Raw genomic sequence first — 20,085 nt, forward strand, 5'->3', positions numbered from 1 at the left:
TTATGTTCATACAGCCCAGAAAGAGCTGTAACAATAAAAGTTTACCATTGAAGCTTGGCGGACGTAAAGCAATATCACAAACTTTCCCAAAGCATTTACCCAACCTTTTCACCGTGTTTTATACACAAAAAGGGTGTCTTCGCAATAGCTTTCCAGCCTGCGAGACACCCTTTTCTACTATTTATTTAGTAAACTGCCTTAGGACTTGGCAGATACATTATCCTTTTTCGTTACAGTCAATGCACCGTTCTCCTCATCAATGAAAAGAGAGTCACCTTTAGTGATGTTGCCAGTCAATAGTTCCTCGGACAGGCGATCTTCAATATGCTTCTGGATTGCACGACGCAATGGACGCGCACCATACGCTGGATCAAAGCCTTCCTTGGCAAGGAATTTTTTAGCATTGTCTGTCAACTCGAAGTCCACTTCATACTCATTCAGGCGCTTACGCAGCTCCTCAGACATGAGTGACACAATTTCAGCAATATGTTTTTCTTCGAGAGAATGGAAAACGATAATTTCATCAATCCGGTTCAAGAACTCAGGACGGAAACTTTTCTTCAATTCATCCATCACTTTGCCCTTCATATTATCGTAATCCGCTCCAGCGTCCACTACAGCTGTAAAACCAAGCGTGGAGTTACGTTTAATCGCCTGTGCACCAACATTTGATGTTAGGATGATGAGTGTATTACGGAAATCAACGACACGACCTTTGGAATCTGTCAGACGACCATCTTCCAGTACTTGCAGAAGAATATTGAATACTTCTGGGTGTGCTTTTTCAATTTCATCCAGCAATACAACAGAGTAAGGCTTACGACGTACCTTCTCGGTCAGTTGACCGCCTTCCTCATATCCAACGTACCCTGGAGGCGCTCCTACCAGACGAGACGTTGAGTGTTTCTCCATATATTCAGACATATCAATACGGATAACCGCATTTTCATCTCCAAACATGGATTCAGCCAAGGCGCGTGCCAACTCTGTTTTGCCAACCCCAGTTGGACCGAGGAAAATAAAGGACCCAATTGGACGCTTCGGATCTTTCAGTCCGGCACGTGCCCGGCGAATCGCCCGGCTTACTGCCTTAACTGCTTCGTCCTGTCCAATTACCCGCTCATGCAGCAACTCTTCCATATTCAACAAGCGGTGTGTTTCTTCCTCTTTCAGCTTGCTGACTGGAACACCTGTCCAGATTGCAACGACTTGAGCGATATCCTCTGGGGTAACTTCAGAATCTGTACGCCCCTGTTGTTCTTTCCATTGGTTTTTCGTCACGTCTAGCTCTTCGCGGATTTTTTGCTCTGTATCGCGCAGGGCTGCCGCTTTTTCAAACTCCTGACTTTGTACCGCTGAATCCTTTTCCTTCCGGATATCTTCCAGACGGTTTTCCAGCTGTTTCAGGTTTGGCGGTACAGTGTAAGAATTCAGCCTTACTTTGGAGCCCGCTTCATCAATAAGATCAATAGCCTTATCTGGAAGGAAGCGGTCGGTGATATAACGATCTGACAATTTTACGGCCGCTTCAATAGCTTCATCTGTGATCTTTACACGGTGATGCGCTTCGTAACGGTCACGCAGACCATACAGAATTTGAATCGCCTCTTCTGGAGAAGGTTGATCCACTGTAATGGGTTGAAAGCGACGCTCCAAAGCAGCATCTTTCTCAATATATTTGCGGTATTCATCCAGCGTGGTCGCACCGATGCATTGCAGCTCGCCACGTGCCAGAGCAGGTTTCAGGATGTTGGACGCATCAATTGCGCCTTCCGCTCCACCAGCACCAATCAGCGTATGCAGCTCGTCAATGAACAACACGATATTACCCGCTTGACGAATCTCGTCCATAATCTTTTTCAAACGATCCTCGAATTCGCCACGATACTTGGTGCCTGCTACCACAGAGCCCATATCCAGTGTCATTACGCGCTTGTCGCGCAACGTTTCGGGAATCTCATTCGCTATGATTTTTTGAGCCAATCCTTCGGCAATCGCCGTTTTACCTACCCCAGGCTCACCAATCAGAACCGGATTGTTCTTTGTACGGCGGCTGAGCACCTGAATTACGCGTTCAATTTCCTTGCTACGCCCAATAACAGGGTCCAGGTTGTTTTCCTTCGCAGATGCCGTCAGATCGCGTGCCAGACTGTCCAGGGTTGGCGTGCTGACATTAGCTGGAGCACCGTGATGGCTGGAAACAGCCTCGCTGCTGCCGAGCAATTGAAGCACTTGCTGACGCGCTTTGTTCAGACTGATGCCCAGGTTATTCAGTACCCGTGCTGCTACGCCTTCGCCTTCACGAATAAGACCCAGCAAAATATGTTCTGTACCTACATAGGTATGGCCCAGTTTGCGGGCTTCATCCATAGACAGTTCGATGACTTTTTTGGCACGTGGAGTATAGGCAATGTTCGTCGGTTGCTCTTGACCGCGTCCAATCAACGTTTCCACTTCATCCTGGATTTTTTCCAGTCCCAGGCCCAAACCGATTAAGGCTTTCGCTGCTATTCCTTCACCTTCACGAATGAGGCCTAGCAAAATGTGCTCTGTACCAATGTTGTTGTGTCCCAATCGAACTGCTTCTTCCTGAGCCAAAGCAAGCACTTTCTGTGCACGTTCCGTAAATCTTCCAAACATCATATATCCTGCACCTCCACAGTGTGTATTTCAGATCATTTTATATATTAAAGGGTTGTGCCTAATTTTTGCCGGATCAGCTTCGCCCGGTACATATCGCGCTCTTCGGTATTCATTTTATCCCCAAAGCTTTTTTGCAGGAACCCGGGTTGTGTCATCACATTCAGCTCATTCATCGCTGCGGTGGAAGGACGCTCCAAAATTCCCAAATCTACGCCAAGACGTACATCAGACAGCCGCTGTGCAGCCTCCTTGGAATCCAATACTGCTGCATACGACAAAATACCGAATGAACGCATCACCCGATCTGTAATTCGCAGCATAGATTCATTCATTAGCCTTTCTCTGGCAGAACGCTCGTGCTCAATAATTTGTAGCACCACGCCATGTAGATTCTCAATAATCTCCGCTTCGGTTTGTCCCAGTGTAATCTGATTAGACACCTGAAACAAATTTCCGACCGCTTCGCTGCCTTCACCGTAAATGCCGCGAACTGTAAGACCTACCTGTGAAACAGCAGACAATATACGATTGATTTGATGAGTCATGACTAATGCGGGCAAATGCATCATCACCGAAGCTCTCATACCTGTGCCGACATTCGTTGGACAACTGGTTAGAAAACCTCTCCGATCATCAAATGCATAATCAACATGCGCTTCAAATGCATCATCAATAACCATAGCGCGTTCCCAAGCTTCTCTAACCTGACATCCCGGATATAAGCACTGGATACGCAGATGATCCTCTTCGTTTATCATAACACTAACCGATTCATCATCGCTAATTAAGACAGCACCGTTACGAGATTCGTTCGCCAAATTAGGACTAATCAAATGCTTCTCAACCAGCACCTGCTTGTCGATCTCATCCAACTCGGATATTTTCAACGTATGAAAAGTACCAAAACCGCCTAAATCATCATACTGAAGGATATCCGTCAAGCGCTGAAGTGCTTCTGCCGACTGCTGATTGGTAGCAAGCATGGGAAAAGGCAGATGCTGCAAGTTACGCGCAATTCTTACCCGGCTGCTAATGACAATCTCCGAATCCGCAGCATCACCACGCATCCAGTCACTTAGCGGCTTCTCCGTAAACCGAATATTGGGCATTACGCATCCCTCCTACTCTTCACAAACTTTACTCTTCAGTCATTTCTTTTTCAAGCTCTCTGATTTGATCCCTAAGCTCAGCAGCTGATTCAAACTCTTCCTGTACAATGTGCTGTTGCATCTCTTTTTTCAAATCGTCAATTTGCCGTTTAACCTTCAGTCGGCCACCAGTGCGAACCGGAACTTTACCAACATGATTCGTACTGCCATGCACACGCTTGAACAGAGGGTCCAGACGATTATCAAAATATTGATAGCACGACGGGCATCCGAAACGTCCCAGCTTACTAAACTGTGCATAGGTCATGCCACAATCCTTGCATTGCAGGTTCTGCGGACCACTGTGGCCTGGAGACTGGCTCTTTGTACTGGAGTCAAAATCCAACATCCCCGACAGCAAGCTATGAATTGAAAAGCCGTTAGGTGTTCCAGGGATCATCTCCCCTTTTTCCTTCGCACACGTCTCACAAATATGAAACTCTGTCTTTTCGCCATTCACAATTTTGGTGAAATGCAAAGTTGCCGGCCGCATATTACATTCTTGGCACAGCATAAAAGCACCTCCTTCAATGTCAGGATTTAATACCCACCCTACATCCAAACATTAGTCTCTATTCACACACTATTTGGTCGCCAGCAACGAGATCAGCATAGCCTTAAGCAATCTTGCTCGCAGTTGATCACGATAGGGAAGCTTCAGTAATAATGTATCTCTCGATAAAGCAGCCTTCATTAGATTAGCTTCCCTTTTGCTTAAAAAATGGGCTTCCTCTAACTGATAAATCAGTCCTTCTGCTGCTGATTGGCTAATTTCCTCCCCGATGCTCTGATGAAGATGTGTATGGATGGCATGCTGTGCGGGTAGCTGAATTCGCTGAATACGAATGTAGCCCCCACCACCGCGTTTACTTTCCACCACATAGCCTTTTTCCAGCGTAAACCGGGTGCTAATTACATAATTAATTTGCGACGGAACGCAGGAAAAGCGGTCAGCCAGATCATTGCGCTGAATCTCCACCAAACCTTGGGGACTTTCCAGCAATATACTCTTCAAATATTGTTCAATAATATCGGAAACATTGCGCATTTCATCATCCTCCACTAACGGAAACGCAAGTATTCAAGTACATTTCACGCTCCACAGAGTCCGCCGTATATTGAACTTAACCAAACGGTAAAGTCACGAATCTAAGCTGTATTGAGGCTATTGCCTGTTCTACATCCATTGAAATGTACCGTCTTGTCTCTAGTGTGGCCTTTATTTGCGATTAATCATACACTTCTCTTATGTTCATAAGAGTCAGCTCCTAACTATACGCAAATCATTTCAATTCTCGTTTGCTTCTTTACTATCGAAATTACTTCATACGGCCAATCCATCAGCATAATACTTCTACAGAATCACACTAGGTTTGATTGACTTTGACTTTCTTTGACTATATTCACATTATAGCACATTATTCATTTTTGCCAAGGGGTCAATACCATTTTTCGCAATCTAATTATGTTTTATACAATACCATAAAAAAACTCTTCCCATTACAGAAAGAGTTGAAAATAATGATAACCACACAAGTTATATTCTCTGAAAGATGAGCTTAAAAGATCTAAATAGGCCTTTATCAGAAAAAATCCAATAAAAACGTTTGATTTACTGGTATTACGCGTTTAAGGGCAGACACATACTCACTGCTACCTTCAATACGCCCCCATTTACACAGATCATCAACCTGCTGGTAGCCAAGCATCAGAGTCGTCAGTGACTGAATCCCAAGTTTCAAGTCAACTACTATGGCATTTTTAGATGAAATGCTTTTGTTCACTCTCTCCAGACACCCTTGCCCTTTCGTCGTAATCGTTAATCTCCATACTCCTTCATTCCATGGAGCATACCGATCAGTCAGATTTAAGGTTAAACTTGTTTCCTCTCCAATCTGCTCAAAAGGGAATCTTTCTACAAAAGCAGCTGCATCCACAATACGCCCCATAAAATAAGGCACAGTTTCCTGTTGAATTCGAGGATCATCAAGTAAAAATGGCAAATTGTCATCTGCTGGAACGTAAATAAATTTACCTTGGGTTATCATTGAGTCATGATTTGCAAAATAAGTCCATAAAGCCCGACGAGCCGTCTCATTTTCATATACCAACTCATCACAATTCAACTGTTTATCTTCAATTTTGTATAGTGCATATCCTTGCGGATCGCCTGTTTCTGAGTAATATACCGCAGTTCGATAGTTCTCACTTAAAATCCGCTCTTGCCACCATTCCTTATCTCGTACCAGCGTGCCATTATAACGAGATGCATACGCTTGATACACTTGGTCCAGTTCTGAAATATCCTTGATATCGCGTTTGACTGTACCTTCTGTTTTAAGTTTTGCAGGGAATTTATCAATGGGAATGACGTATTTTTTGTACTCTGTATACGTTTCCCATCCAAATTTACGGTAGAAGGCAAAGGAGAATGGATGCAAAAAAGAAAGACTTTGTCCCGCAGACTTCATCTCTTCAAGTGCATGCGTCAATAAACGTGATACCATGCCTCCGCGACGCTTTTCTGGCCACGTCGCCACACCAGCAATGCCCCCCATATCAAAAACCTGACCATTTATGTATACCTGAAGCGGTAACAAAGTCAGTTTAGCATTTAAGTCATGTCCGTCGAATATTCCCCATGTTTGTTCTGGTTTGAATTTCTTCTTGGCCTTTTCCAGATCCTCTAGGGACATTGTAAACTGAAAAGCATATTGAGATAATTCAATAGCCGCTTCAAATTCCTCACGCTGTAATTGTCTGATCTCCATATCTTCATCACCTCGCTCGTATACTTGGACATCCATAAAAAAGATTACACACTTAGAGTGTGGCAAACCCCATTCTCTCTGTCAACCTTAGAAGCAGGTGGCCATCTAAAAATGCATAAAAAAAGGATGATAATCTCATTGAGATTATCATCCTCAGGCTGTCGAGAAAGTCTCGACAGCCTATTTTATGTTAATTTTGTTTAAGACGACACCGCGTTAATGTTGTATAATATAGGTAACTATTGTAGAACGGATGGTGTTGATATGCTACGCTCCAACTGCGAAAAACAACAATCCTACGAATTTGTTTCCATCGAAGATCTGGTTCCTCAAGATCACTTGCTCCGCAAAGTAGATAAGTATATCGATTTTTCGTTTATCGATGATAAAGTTCGACCACTGTATTGTGCAGACAACGGGCGTCCTGCCATTGATCCTACCGTATTGTTTAAAATGATCTTTCTCGGTTATTTCTATGGCATTCGCTCAGAACGGCAACTCGAGCGAGAAATTCAGACGAACCTAGCTTATCGTTGGTTTCTGGGGTTGGGCTTAACGGATAAAGTTCCGGACCATACGACGATTAGCTGGAATCGTCGCACTCGCTTTAAAGACACCACGATCTTTCAAGATATCTTCGATGAAATTGTGCTGCAGGCGATCTCTCACCGAATGGTGGGTGGGCGTGTTCTCGTCACCGATTCCACACACGTCAAAGCCAATGCTAACAGGCACCAGTACACCAAAGAACAAGTGTTGCAGAATACTAAAGACTATATGGACGAGCTGAACGAAGCGGTGAAGGATGACCGGAGAAACCACGGAAAAAAGCCTTAAAATCCCGAGAGGAAGTGAACGAAGAAAAAGAAATTAAAGTGAGCAAAACAGACCCGGACAGCGGCTATATGATCCGTGATGGCAAGCCCGAAGGCTTCTTCTATCTGGACCACCGCACGGTGGATATGAAGTACAATCTGATTACGGACGTGTATGTGACACCAGGGAATGTACATGATTCTGTCCCCTATTTGTCCCGTTTGGATCGCCAAAGAGAACGTTTTGGTTTTCAAGTAGAAGCTGTTGCACTAGATTCAGGTTATTTAACAACGCCGATTTGCCGAGGTTTGCAGAACCGAAAGATTTTTGCCGTGATTGCTCACCGAAGATTCCATCCCAGACAAGGACTGTTTCCGAAATGGAAGTTTGAATACGATGCCAAACGCAATGCGTATAGATGCCCAGCCCAACAGGAACTGCCCTACCGAACGACGGACCGTAAGGGATACCGGCAGTATGCCTCTGACCCAGCTCAGTGCCAGCATTGCCCACTGCTAAGTCAGTGTACCCAGTCTCGAAACCACCGCAAAGTGGTGACTCGGCATGTCTGGGAAGACAGCAAAGAGTGGGTACGGAGCAACCGGCTGAGCCCATCTGGTAAAAAGCTGTACCGCAAACGAAAAGAGACGATTGAGCGAAGCTTCGCGGATGCCAAAGAGCTCCATGGGTTTCGCTATTGCCGTTTGCGCGGTCTTCCAAACGTCAGGGAACAAGCCCTTATGACGGCAGCCGTGCAGAACATGAAGAAGATGGCGATCCACCTAGATCGCCTGGAGAAACAGGGGTAACCCCCCCTGCTTCTCCAGAGACCAGAGCATTATGATGTGAAAAAGAAACCCACGTCTCAAAATGACGGGGTTTCTCGACAATCTGAGGATGATAATCTCATTGAGATTATCATCCTTTTCACTTTTGCTTGGCGACGTCCTACTCTCCCAGGACCCTGCGGTCCAAGTACCATCGGCGCTGGAGGGCTTAACGGTCGTGTTCGGGATGGGTACGTGTGGAACCCCTCCGCTATCGCCACCAAACATGAATTTGCTATGCAAATTCTTCCGTAAGGTTATTAGCTTCATCACATATCGTGTGAACAAATAGCCATGCGCTTGTTGTATGTCACTTGTACATACGTTCAAGGTTACACCCTGAAAACTGGATCCGAAACTTATTTGCGTTTTATCTTAGGATAAGCCCTCGACCGATTAGTATTGGTCAGCTCCATGCATTACTGCACTTCCACCCCCAACCTATCTACCTCGTCGTCTTCAAGGGGTCTTACTAATTGGGAAATCTCATCTTGAGGGGGGCTTCACGCTTAGATGCTTTCAGCGCTTATCCCTTCCGTACATAGCTACCCAGCGGTGCTCCTGGCGGAACAACTGGTACACCAGCGGTACGTCCATCCCGGTCCTCTCGTACTAAGGACAGCTCCTCTCAAATTTCCTACGCCCACGACAGATAGGGACCGAACTGTCTCACGACGTTCTGAACCCAGCTCGCGTACCGCTTTAATGGGCGAACAGCCCAACCCTTGGGACCTACTTCAGCCCCAGGATGCGATGAGCCGACATCGAGGTGCCAAACCTCCCCGTCGATGTGGACTCTTGGGGGAGATAAGCCTGTTATCCCCAGGGTAGCTTTTATCCGTTGAGCGATGGCCCTTCCATGCGGTACCACCGGATCACTAAGCCCGACTTTCGTCCCTGCTCGACTTGTAGGTCTCGCAGTCAAGCTCCCTTCTGCCTTTGCACTCTTCGAATGATTTCCAACCATTCTGAGGGAACCTTGGGGCGCCTCCGTTACTCTTTAGGAGGCGACCGCCCCAGTCAAACTGCCCACCTGACACTGTCCTCGCACCGGTTTACGGTACCAAGTTAGAACCTAGATACGATCAGGGTGGTATCCCAAGGATGCCTCCCTTCAAGCTGGCGCTCAAAGTTCTACGGCTCCCACCTATCCTGTACAGATCGTACCCAAATTCAATATCAAGCTGCAGTAAAGCTCCATGGGGTCTTTCCGTCTTGTCGCGGGTAACCTGCATCTTCACAGGTATTAAAATTTCACCGGATCTCTCGTTGAGACAGCGCCCAAGTCGTTACGCCATTCGTGCGGGTCAGAATTTACCTGACAAGGAATTTCGCTACCTTAGGACCGTTATAGTTACGGCCGCCGTTTACTGGGGCTTCGGTTCATAGCTTCGCTCTTGCGAGCTTACCACTCCCCTTAACCTTCCAGCACCGGGCAGGCGTCAGCCCGTATACTTCGCCTTGCGGCTTCGCACAGACCTGTGTTTTTGCTAAACAGTCGCTTGGGCCTTTTCACTGCGGCCCCCTCGGGCTATTCACCCTACCGAGGCACCCCTTCTCCCGAAGTTACGGGGTCATTTTGCCGAGTTCCTTAACGAGAGTTCTTCCGCGCGCCTTAGAATTCTCTTCTCGCCTACCTGTGTCGGTTTGCGGTACGGGCACCTTCTCCTGGCTAGAGGCTTTTCTTGGCAGTCTGAGATCAAGACCTTCGCTACTATAATTTTCGCTCCCCATCACAGCCCAGCCTTAACGATGTGCGGATTTGCCTACACACCAGCCTCACTGCTTAGACGGACATCCATCAGTCCGCGTCACTACCCTACTGCGTCACCCCATCGCTCATAGCGGATTACGGTGGTACAGGAATTTCGACCTGTTGTCCTTCGACTACGCCTATCGGCCTCGCCTTAGGTCCCGACTTACCCTGAGCGGACGAACCTTCCTCAGGAACCCTTAGGCTTTCGGCGGATCTGATTCTCACAGATCTTTTCGTTACTCATACCGGCATTCTCACTTGAATGCAGTCCAGCGCTCCTTACGGTACACCTTCAACCCGCATTCAACGCTCCCCTACCCCTGATGCAAGCATCAAGCCATAGCTTCGGTGGTGTGTTTAGCCCCGTTACATTTTCGGCGCAGAGTCACTCGACCAGTGAGCTATTACGCACTCTTTCAATGGTGGCTGCTTCTAAGCCAACATCCTGGTTGTCTGTGCAACTCCACATCCTTTCCCACTTAACACACACTTGGGGACCTTAGCTGATGGTCTGGGCTGTTTCCCTTTCGACAATGGATCTTAGCACTCACTGTCTGACTCCCGGAACTAAATCTATGGCATTCGGAGTTTGACTGAGCTTGGTAACCCTTGCGGGCCCCGCACCCAATCAGTGCTCTACCTCCACGATTCTTCTTTCCGAGGCTAGCCCTAAAGCTATTTCGGGGAGAACCAGCTATCTCCGGGTTCGATTGGAATTTCTCCGCTACCCCCACCTCATCCCCGCATTTTTCAACATGCGTGGGTTCGGGCCTCCAGTGCGTGTTACCGCACCTTCACCCTGGACAGGGGTAGATCACCCGGTTTCGGGTCTACGTCCACGTACTCATTCGCCCTATTCAGACTCGCTTTCGCTGCGGCTTCAGCTCTTCACCTTAACCTTGCACGGGAACGTAACTCGCCGGTTCATTCTACAAAAGGCACGCCATCACCCATAAATAGGGCTCTGACTTCTTGTAAGCACACGGTTTCAGGATCTATTTCACTCCCCTTCCGGGGTGCTTTTCACCTTTCCCTCACGGTACTGCTTCACTATCGGTCGCCAGGGAGTATTTAGCCTTGGCAGATGGTCCTGCCGGATTCATACGGGGTTTCACGTGCCCCGCACTACTCGGGATCCGTCTCGGAGAGAACAAGTTTTGAATTACAGGGCTTTTACCTTCTCTGGCGGGCCTTTCCAGACCTCTTCATCTAACCGGTTCCTTTGTAACTCCATGTGAGACGTCCCACAACCCCAAGGAGCAAGCTCCTTGGTTTGGGCTAATCCGCGTTCGCTCGCCGCTACTGACGGAATCACTATTGTTTTCTCTTCCTCAGGGTACTTAGATGTTTCAGTTCCCCTGGTCTGCCTCTCACTCACCTATGAATTCAGTGAGTAGTGACTGTCGATGAAGACAGCCGGGTTTCCCCATTCGGACATCCCCGGATCAAAGCTTGCTTACAGCTCCCCGAGGCCTTATCGTTGTTCGCCACGTCCTTCGTCGGCTCCTGGCGCCTAGGCATCCTCCGTGTGCTCTTTGTAGCTTAACCTAGACTTTTCTTTCCAAGAAAGAACATGTCGATGTTCGATAAAGAATGATTTTTGCCAGAGGCAAAAGATCTTTCCTTACCTGCTACCTTTATTTCACTTGTTTACACAAGATCAGCTTAAAGGAATATTCTAAAACGCAATTTCGTTTCGGTATCCAGTTTTCAAGGTGCAAGGCTGTTTGATTATCAATCAATCTCCAAGGAGTTAACGATTCTCATACAGTTTATGATGAAATTGTAATTGGTGGAGCCAAGCGGGATCGAACCGCTGACCTCCTGCGTGCAAGGCAGGCGCTCTCCCAGCTGAGCTATGGCCCCTCACAAGTTCCATCAAAACTGAACAAATGGAATGATGAATTTTGAAGCTTACACTTCATATTTGAATGTTTCCATCGCAGGAAACGATTCTCCATAGAAAGGAGGTGATCCAGCCGCACCTTCCGATACGGCTACCTTGTTACGACTTCACCCCAATCATCTACCCCACCTTCGGCGGCTGGCTCCCTTGCGGGTTACCCCACCGACTTCGGGTGTTGTAAACTCTCGTGGTGTGACGGGCGGTGTGTACAAGACCCGGGAACGTATTCACCGCGGCATGCTGATCCGCGATTACTAGCAATTCCGACTTCATGTAGGCGAGTTGCAGCCTACAATCCGAACTGAGACCGGCTTTTCTAGGATTGGCTCCACCTCGCGATTTCGCTTCCCGTTGTACCGGCCATTGTAGTACGTGTGTAGCCCAGGTCATAAGGGGCATGATGATTTGACGTCATCCCCACCTTCCTCCGGTTTGTCACCGGCAGTCTGCTTAGAGTGCCCAGCTTGACCTGCTGGCAACTAAGCATAAGGGTTGCGCTCGTTGCGGGACTTAACCCAACATCTCACGACACGAGCTGACGACAACCATGCACCACCTGTCTCCTCTGTCCCGAAGGAAAGCCATATCTCTACAGCGGTCAGAGGGATGTCAAGACCTGGTAAGGTTCTTCGCGTTGCTTCGAATTAAACCACATACTCCACTGCTTGTGCGGGTCCCCGTCAATTCCTTTGAGTTTCAGTCTTGCGACCGTACTCCCCAGGCGGAATGCTTAATGTGTTAACTTCGGCACCAAGGGTATCGAAACCCCTAACACCTAGCATTCATCGTTTACGGCGTGGACTACCAGGGTATCTAATCCTGTTTGCTCCCCACGCTTTCGCGCCTCAGCGTCAGTTACAGCCCAGAGAGTCGCCTTCGCCACTGGTGTTCCTCCACATCTCTACGCATTTCACCGCTACACGTGGAATTCCACTCTCCTCTTCTGCACTCAAGCTCCCCAGTTTCCAGTGCGACCCGAAGTTGAGCCTCGGGATTAAACACCAGACTTAAAGAGCCGCCTGCGCGCGCTTTACGCCCAATAATTCCGGACAACGCTTGCCCCCTACGTATTACCGCGGCTGCTGGCACGTAGTTAGCCGGGGCTTTCTTCTCAGGTACCGTCACTCTTGTAGCAGTTACTCTACAAGACGTTCTTCCCTGGCAACAGAGCTTTACGATCCGAAAACCTTCATCACTCACGCGGCGTTGCTCCGTCAGGCTTTCGCCCATTGCGGAAGATTCCCTACTGCTGCCTCCCGTAGGAGTCTGGGCCGTGTCTCAGTCCCAGTGTGGCCGATCACCCTCTCAGGTCGGCTACGCATCGTCGCCTTGGTAGGCCCTTACCCCACCAACTAGCTAATGCGCCGCAGGCCCATCCACAAGTGACAGATTGCTCCGTCTTTCCTCCTTCGCCCATGCAGGAAAAGGATGTATCGGGTATTAGCTACCGTTTCCGGTAGTTATCCCTGTCTTGTGGGCAGGTTGCCTACGTGTTACTCACCCGTCCGCCGCTAGGTTGTTTAGAAGCAAGCTTCTAAACAACCCCGCTCGACTTGCATGTATTAGGCACGCCGCCAGCGTTCGTCCTGAGCCAGGATCAAACTCTCCATTAAAGACCAACAGAAGTTAGTTTATAGAAAGAGCGATAAGCTCATTTTTAATGCTAGCGATCCTTCTTTATAAAAGAAGAAATCTTTGTTTCATCATCCATTTGTTCAGTTTTCAAAGAACTTGTCTGTTCTCGTTCGTTCAACGAGCCAGGAATTAGATCATATCATGTTAGTTACTTTCTTGTCAAATCTTTTTTTTCGATTATCTTTTCAGCAACCTCGCTTCAAGAAATGATACTCTCAAAGCAACGTCTAATAATATATCATGCCTAAAGTTATTTAGCAAGCATTTATTTATATCTATTTTATTTCCTACTATACAACAGATAATAAGGCAGCCACCCCGCCCCAGAGCGGAATGACTGCACTCATTGCAAAACTATTATTCTTGTTCCAGCAGTCTGATAAATTCATCCTCATCTTCTATGGTGTCAATTCCGAGCTGTTGGGCCTTAGCCAGCTTACTCCCAGCCTTTTCACCAGCTATGACTAGATCCGTCTTTTTCGATACAGACCCCGCAACTTTGGCTCCCAGTGCCTCCAGCTTGGATGCAGCTTCGTCACGCGTAAGCTGATGCAAGGTACCTGTAAGCACGACCGTTTTGCCGCTGAAAAAGCTGTCTGTCTTCTTCTCCTGCGGAGCTTCAGGGGCCTGAGCTTTCACCCCTAGAGACAGCATCTTTTCAATTCCCGCCTGAGTAAATGGATCTGCAAAGAAAGCAACAATGCTTTCGGCTACAATCCCGCCCACATCCGGTAGTTCTATCAGTTCTTCCACCGTAGCGGACATCGTCTTGTGCAAATCACGGTAGTGTTCAGCCAACATGCGTGTTGTTGCTTTACCGGTATTCGGTATACCCAGAGCATAAAGGAAAGAAGCCAAATCTCTCTCTTTACTCTTTTCAAGTGCCGCCAAGAGGTTACTGGCCTTTTTCTCACCAAACCGCTCCAGCTTCACAAGATCATCATATTGGAGTGTATACAAATCCGCAGGCTCGCGCACTTCCAGTTCGTCATGCAGCTGTATGGCCGTTTTGTCACTGAATGTCTCAATATCCATAGCATCACGTGAAGCAAAATGGGAAATACGAGCTACAATTTGTGGTTTACACCCCAGCTTATTGTCGCAAAACAAATGGGCACCTCGCTGCTGTAACGGAAACCCGCAGGCTGGACAATGATCTGGTACGACAATTTCCTCCCCGTCGTTCTCAGACGTTACCTTTCCTAATATCTCCGGAATGACATCGTTTGAGCGACGGATAAACACACGTGCACCCAAAGCAAACTTCAGGTTTTTGCGCTCGATGTCACCAGCATTGTTCAGTGTACAATTTTGTACAGTGACTCCCGCCAGCTCTACCGGCTCTACCCTTGCGAGTGGGGTGATTTTACCGGTTCGTCCTACATTCCACTCAACCGAGTTAAGCACCGTTGTCGTTTCCTCGGCTTCGAACTTATATGCCACCGCCCAGCGTGGGAATTTATCGGTATACCCGAGAGCCTCACGTGTGCGCATATCTGTAATTTTCAATACTGCCCCATCAATAAGGTAATCCAATCCGGCACGAGACTCTTCGATCTCAATCAGTTGCTCCATTACATCTTCAAAATTATCAAAGTAAGTCAAGTAAGGGTTTACCTTAAAATGATTTTCGCGCAGGAAAGTCATCATTTCCTGGTGGCTGTTAAACTGGATACGGTCTGCATATCCCACATTGTAGAAAAATGCATTCAATCGCCGTTCTGCTGTCACTTTGGGATTCAAGTTACGCAAAGCACCAGCTGCGGCGTTGCGTGCATTTTTAAGAGGGTCCGCGGCAGTCTCATTATATTTGGACAATACAGAGAGATTCATGATCCCTTCTCCCTGTACTTCAATGGTTCCGTTTCGAAAAGGAATTGTAAGTGGCACGGATTTAATCGTCTTTACCTGTGCCAGTATTCCCTCACCCACCACCCCATTACCGCGGGTAGAAGCCTGTACAAGCTGTCCATCTGTATACGTCAGGTTTAGCGTCAGTCCATCGAATTTAAGTTCTATGGCATAGCCTGGAGATGGCAAAGGTGACTCCGGGTTCTTGGTATTGTAATCATTGACCAGCTTCACGACACGCGCGTTCCATGCACGCAGCTGTTCCATATTCTGAGCTTTATCAAGGCTCCATAATGGAGCCAGGTGGCGATGTGGTGTGAAACCTTTGAGTAACTCCCCGCCCACACGCTGTGTCGGCGAATCCGGCAGCACAAGACCGCTTGTCTGTTCGAGCGCTACCAGCTCGTCATAAAGCACATCATATTCTTTGTCGCTGATCTTGGGTTCATCCAGTGTGTAGTAATGATAGTTATATGTGTTCAGTTCAGCAACAAGCTGCTCCATCCTGTGCATTGGGTTCATGCAGGCGTATCCCTCCGGGAACTTCATCAGGGCAGAGGCTAAGCCAAACTGCCACTCATGAGGTTCGAGATTTAGTGATGTTTGAGATTTATTCTACTTTTGTAATAGGTGCAAAGCCAGCCAGCAGTCGTTTAACCCCTACTGGAGCCGGGAAAGCAATTTGAAGCTCCATATCATTACCAGTCCCTTTTACTGCGACAATGGTTCCAATTCCCCATTTGCCATGCTGTACCTTGTCTCCAGCAGCAAAAATGGATGGGCCTCCTGCCGAAGCAGCCGGAGTTGGTTTTGCGGATGAAGATGTCGTTACGGTTACACGGGGAGACGCGGAAGCGGACGAACCACTGCGGCTCATCGTATCAAACGAGCGTTCTCCACCAAAGTTGCTACCACTACCTTTATTCAGGCCGCGACCACCATAAGATCCGCCTACATTGCCTGAACGACGGTAGCGGTCACGTTTGATAATCGTATCCTCTTTTAACTCGTCCGGAATCTCTTCGAGAAAGCGGGAAGGCGGGTTAGCTGTGGTGCGGCCAAACAAAGTGCGCATCTGTGCGCATGTAAGGAACAACTGCTCCTCTGCACGGGTAATCCCGACATACGCCAATCTGCGCTCCTCCTCCAGTTCTTCGTTATCCAGAAAGGCACGACTATGAGGAAACACTCCCTCCTCCATACCGACAATAAATACGATGGGAAACTCCAGACCTTTGGCGCTATGCATGGTCATCAATACAACCGCATCGCTTTGCTCTTCTTCGTCGTCATTCATGGAATCAATATCGGCAATCAGCGCAAGGTCGGTCAGGAAGGAGACGAGTGACTTGTCTTCCGCACCTTTTTCAAATTCCATGGTTACCGACAGGAACTCATCAATATTCTCCAAACGCGAGCGTGACTCGAGTGTATTCTCGTTTTGCAGTTCCAATCGATATTGGGTGGTTTCCAGCATTTTTTCTGTTAACTCGGTAACCGACAGGTAGTCTACCATCCGACTTAAACCTTCGATCATATCGTAAAACTCTACCAACGCATTGCGCGTACGTCCTGCAAAGCCCAAATCGTCTACCACTTGTAGGACACGGAAAATCGAAACTCCACGTTCCGCTGCAGCTGCCTGCAATTTACCGACGGTTGTGTCTCCGATGCTTCGTTTTGGCACATTAATGATTCGGATCAAGCTGATGTCGTCGTCAGGATTGGAGAGCAGGCGAAGATACGCCAGCAAATCCTTAATTTCCTTCCGATCATAGAACTTGATACCGCCCACGATCTGATAAGGAATATCCGATTTAATCAAAATTTCCTCGACAACCCGAGACTGAGCATTCGTACGGTACAAAATGGCATGATGGCTATAGGTTTTGCCCGCTTTAATATTCTTATGAATTTCTGAGGCGATAAAGTAGCCCTCATCATGTTCAGAATCAGCACGGTAAACCTTAATCTTGGCGCCGCCTTCTTTGTCAGTCCATAGTTTTTTCGGCTTGCGGCCTGTATTTTGACCAATGACTTCATTGGCAGCATTGAGAATATTCGAGGTGGACCGGTAGTTCTGCTCCAGCAAAATGGTACGCGCTTCCGGGTAGTCCTCTTCAAAATTCAAAATGTTGCTAATATCGGCACCTCGCCACCGATAGATGGATTGGTCACTGTCACCTACTACGCAAATCCGGTGATGCTTGTCGGCCAGCATTTTGCACAGCATGTACTGCGCACGGTTTGTATCCTGATATTCATCAACATGAATGTATTGAAATTTCTTCTGGTAGAAGTCCAGTACCTCAGGTACTTCTTTAAACAGCTGAATCGTTGCCATGATCAAATCATCAAAATCAAGAGAGTTGTTGTTTTTGAGCCGCTGTTGGTACTTGGTATATACCTTCGCCACAATCCCTTCAAAATAGTCGCCAATCTTGCGCTCATACATTTCGGGAGTGACCAGTTCATTTTTTGCCGTACTCATCATAGACTGAACCGCTTTGGGTTCAAATTTTTTGGTGTCTATATTCAGATCCTTCATGCAGCTCCGAATGACAGACAATTGATCCGTAGAATCCAAAATGCTGAAATTCGAGGTAAATCCAATCCGCTCGATATCCCGACGTAAAATACGCACACACATCGAGTGGAAGGTGGATACCCACACATCTCTTCCCTGTGGGCCAATCAGCTTGGATACGCGATCCTGCATCTCACGCGCGGCCTTGTTCGTAAAGGTAATCGCCAAAATACCCCATGGAGCCGTCTTGCGGGTCGCGATGAGGTAAGCTATTCGGTGCGTGAGCACCCGTGTTTTACCACTGCCTGCGCCAGCCATAATCAGCAGTGGGCCATCTACCGCCTCCACAGCCTGACGCTGAGGTGGATTAAGGCGAGCTACCGCCTCGTGTATATCTATTGATTGCATGCGTGCATGCTCCTTTCCCTGAACTTCCATAAAATCACGTTCTATACTTCCAATTTCACAGCTATCGTCTCCAGCGCCTTCGCCAAGTCACGATAAATGATGTTTCCTACTACAATGGTGTCACAAACAGCAGCCGCTTGTAACGCGGTAGATTTATCCACGATTCCTCCCCCGTATAGGACACGAGAGTGCTCTGTACTGCGATGGATTTTTTGCACCAGCTCCATATCCCCAAAAGCACCGCTATATTCCACATATACAATCGGCAGATGCATGAGCTTGTCAGCAATCTGTGCATATGAGGTGGCAGATGAAGTATCCAACGAAGTATTTGCTCCGGTAAGCTTAGCGACTGTAGAATCACCGTTCAAAACAATATATCCTTCCGTCACAAGCAAATCCCAAGGGATCATATAACCAAACTGTTCAATCGCACGTTGGTGCTGTCCTAGAATCCAATTACTGTCAGCGGTATTCAGTACCATAGGAATCATATATAGATCAAACCCTGGCACTACAGCCTCCAGATTGGACACCTCAAGCACACACGGCACCTCATAACGCCGAACCCGCGACAGCAAATCCACCGTATTTTCATAGGTAACGCCCGATGAACCTCCTACCATAATCGCATCCGTACCAGACATACACACGGCGTCAAGTGCCTCATCATCCAGTTCCTTTTCAGGATCAAGCTTAAACACATGCCTCCATGATTGAATTGAATCTGCCAACACACATTCCTCCAGCATCCATTGCTTTTGTCATGATCCAGTCGAACCGAATTCCAATATCCAAAAGCGTTCTATGCTAAGTCTATGACAGTGCTTAAAAGGTGTCAATGTTCGTATCAAATGGGAACACCCCGTTCAGACAGCTTAGGGGCGTAGCGCATACAACCAACTACGTTTACTAAGTTCTTTTTCCGTTAAAATATCTGTATAGAAACCTTGCACACCCATCTGTTCATACTCAGCCGCATCCTTCAACTCATTAATGGTATTTACGTAGCATACCGCTCCTGCCTGACGCAAACTTTCCACTAAAGCACCACTCACCCGATTCTCTGGTAAAGTTACTGCCGTTATATCATTTTGTTGTACAAATCGAATGATCTGGTCGTCCTTATCTTCTGTGGCATAGAGCGTATAAATAATGGATGGGTAAGGATAAATACTTCGTAACGTTCGCAACATTTCTTCATTATAAATTTGAGGAACAATACGGGACAAAAGCTCGGGATTTTTCTCCTGTGCCTGACGGGTCAGTTGCGCAAACAACTGTTTGATTTGGGCAGGGTCCTGTTCTTTCGTATCGGTCACAATATAAGCATCCGGGTATGTTTCCAATAAATCCAATACATCCTTCCAATCTACTGGGGTATAGGAACCGTGTATGGGGGTGTTCTTGAATTGATGATAGCTCCAAGGTTTTCCGCCCTGTTCCGTAGCAACTGCATGTTCCTGTTGCATTTGCACTGTAAAAGATTCTGTCCATTCATGGCGCGCCACCAATTGTCCATCCGAAGTAAACATCAGGTCGACCTCGAATACGCGGCTGCCTTTTTTATAATTTTCCACAAACGCTTCACGCGCATTAGTATAGGCCAAACCATTAACGGCTCCCATGGCATGCGAAATTACGCGGTGCGTGGTAAAGTCAGTCTGTTCTTCTGTAGATTGCCCTTTGTAAGCCAGTAAAAATGTGCCGGTTAACATTAAAAGAATGACCGCAGCAATCAGTCGTTTCATAGGGTGTCACATCCTTTTCGTACAGGTCAATACCCCACATACGCAT

At 47.4% G+C, this 20,085-nt stretch carries 10 protein-coding genes, 1 tRNA gene and 3 rRNA genes; 1 reads left to right on the forward strand and 13 read right to left on the reverse strand.

Going from position 1 to position 20,085, the window contains the following annotated elements; genetic code table 11:
- Positions 1-198: 198 nt before the first annotated feature.
- The 5 genes from clpC to MLD56_RS22735 form a co-directional block, all read right to left on the reverse strand.
- Positions 199-2,643, reverse strand: a complete 2,445-nt coding sequence (gene clpC / locus MLD56_RS22715; protein ID WP_023990572.1) for an ATP-dependent protease ATP-binding subunit ClpC — start codon at positions 2,641-2,643, stop codon at positions 199-201.
- Between the two features lie 44 nt (positions 2,644-2,687).
- Entirely contained in the window at positions 2,688-3,752 is a 1,065-nt protein-coding gene (locus tag MLD56_RS22720) for a protein-arginine kinase McsB (RefSeq protein ID WP_029514505.1), read from the reverse strand.
- 28 nt (positions 3,753-3,780) lie between these two features.
- A complete protein-coding gene (locus tag MLD56_RS22725; RefSeq protein WP_029514506.1) occupies positions 3,781-4,305 on the reverse strand; it encodes a protein-arginine kinase activator protein McsA in 525 nt (174 codons plus the stop codon).
- Between the two features lie 69 nt (positions 4,306-4,374).
- The gene (locus MLD56_RS22730) at positions 4,375-4,839 is read right to left on the reverse strand and encodes a CtsR family transcriptional regulator (protein ID WP_013312188.1); all 465 of its coding nucleotides are present in this window, start codon (positions 4,837-4,839) and stop codon (positions 4,375-4,377) included.
- 535 nt (positions 4,840-5,374) lie between these two features.
- Complete coding sequence (locus MLD56_RS22735; RefSeq protein WP_029514507.1) at positions 5,375-6,562, reverse strand: GNAT family N-acetyltransferase; 1,188 nt, start codon at positions 6,560-6,562, stop codon at positions 5,375-5,377.
- Between the two features lie 264 nt (positions 6,563-6,826).
- Here MLD56_RS22735 and MLD56_RS22740 point away from each other — a divergent pair.
- A protein-coding gene (locus MLD56_RS22740; RefSeq protein WP_241113301.1) for an IS1182 family transposase occupies positions 6,827-8,187 on the forward strand; the annotation gives its coding sequence in 2 pieces (ribosomal slippage) (positions 6,827-7,397 and positions 7,397-8,187; 1,362 coding nt in all).
- A gap of 126 nt (positions 8,188-8,313) precedes the next feature.
- On the opposite strand, the gene rrf is transcribed toward MLD56_RS22740, so the two are convergent.
- The 8 genes from rrf to MLD56_RS22780 all read right to left on the reverse strand — a co-directional run bounded on the left by rrf (position 8,314) and on the right by MLD56_RS22780 (position 20,039).
- Positions 8,314-8,430, reverse strand: a 5S ribosomal RNA gene (gene rrf / locus MLD56_RS22745).
- 151 nt (positions 8,431-8,581) lie between these two features.
- A 23S ribosomal RNA gene (locus MLD56_RS22750) occupies positions 8,582-11,509 on the reverse strand.
- Positions 11,510-11,751: 242 nt separating this feature from the next.
- A tRNA-Ala gene (locus MLD56_RS22755) sits at positions 11,752-11,827 on the reverse strand.
- Between the two features lie 97 nt (positions 11,828-11,924).
- A 16S ribosomal RNA gene (locus MLD56_RS22760) occupies positions 11,925-13,480 on the reverse strand.
- The 16S, 23S and 5S rRNA genes sit together here with 1 tRNA gene alongside, the layout of an rRNA operon.
- Positions 13,481-13,859: 379 nt before the next feature.
- Complete coding sequence (gene ligA / locus MLD56_RS22765) at positions 13,860-15,875, reverse strand: NAD-dependent DNA ligase LigA (RefSeq protein WP_029514508.1); 2,016 nt, start codon at positions 15,873-15,875, stop codon at positions 13,860-13,862.
- A gap of 88 nt (positions 15,876-15,963) precedes the next feature.
- A complete protein-coding gene (gene pcrA / locus MLD56_RS22770) occupies positions 15,964-18,288 on the reverse strand; it encodes a DNA helicase PcrA (RefSeq protein WP_029514509.1) in 2,325 nt (774 codons plus the stop codon).
- Positions 18,289-18,329: 41 nt separating this feature from the next.
- Entirely contained in the window at positions 18,330-19,040 is a 711-nt protein-coding gene (locus MLD56_RS22775) for a heptaprenylglyceryl phosphate synthase (RefSeq protein WP_049816852.1), read from the reverse strand.
- A gap of 126 nt (positions 19,041-19,166) precedes the next feature.
- The gene (locus MLD56_RS22780; protein WP_029514511.1) at positions 19,167-20,039 is read right to left on the reverse strand and encodes a phosphatidylinositol-specific phospholipase C/glycerophosphodiester phosphodiesterase family protein; all 873 of its coding nucleotides are present in this window, start codon (positions 20,037-20,039) and stop codon (positions 19,167-19,169) included.
- Positions 20,040-20,085: the final 46 nt, after the last annotated feature.

This window comes from Paenibacillus peoriae (assembly GCF_022531965.1).
In the GTDB taxonomy this organism is placed as follows: Bacteria; Bacillota; Bacilli; order Paenibacillales; family Paenibacillaceae; genus Paenibacillus; species Paenibacillus polymyxa_D.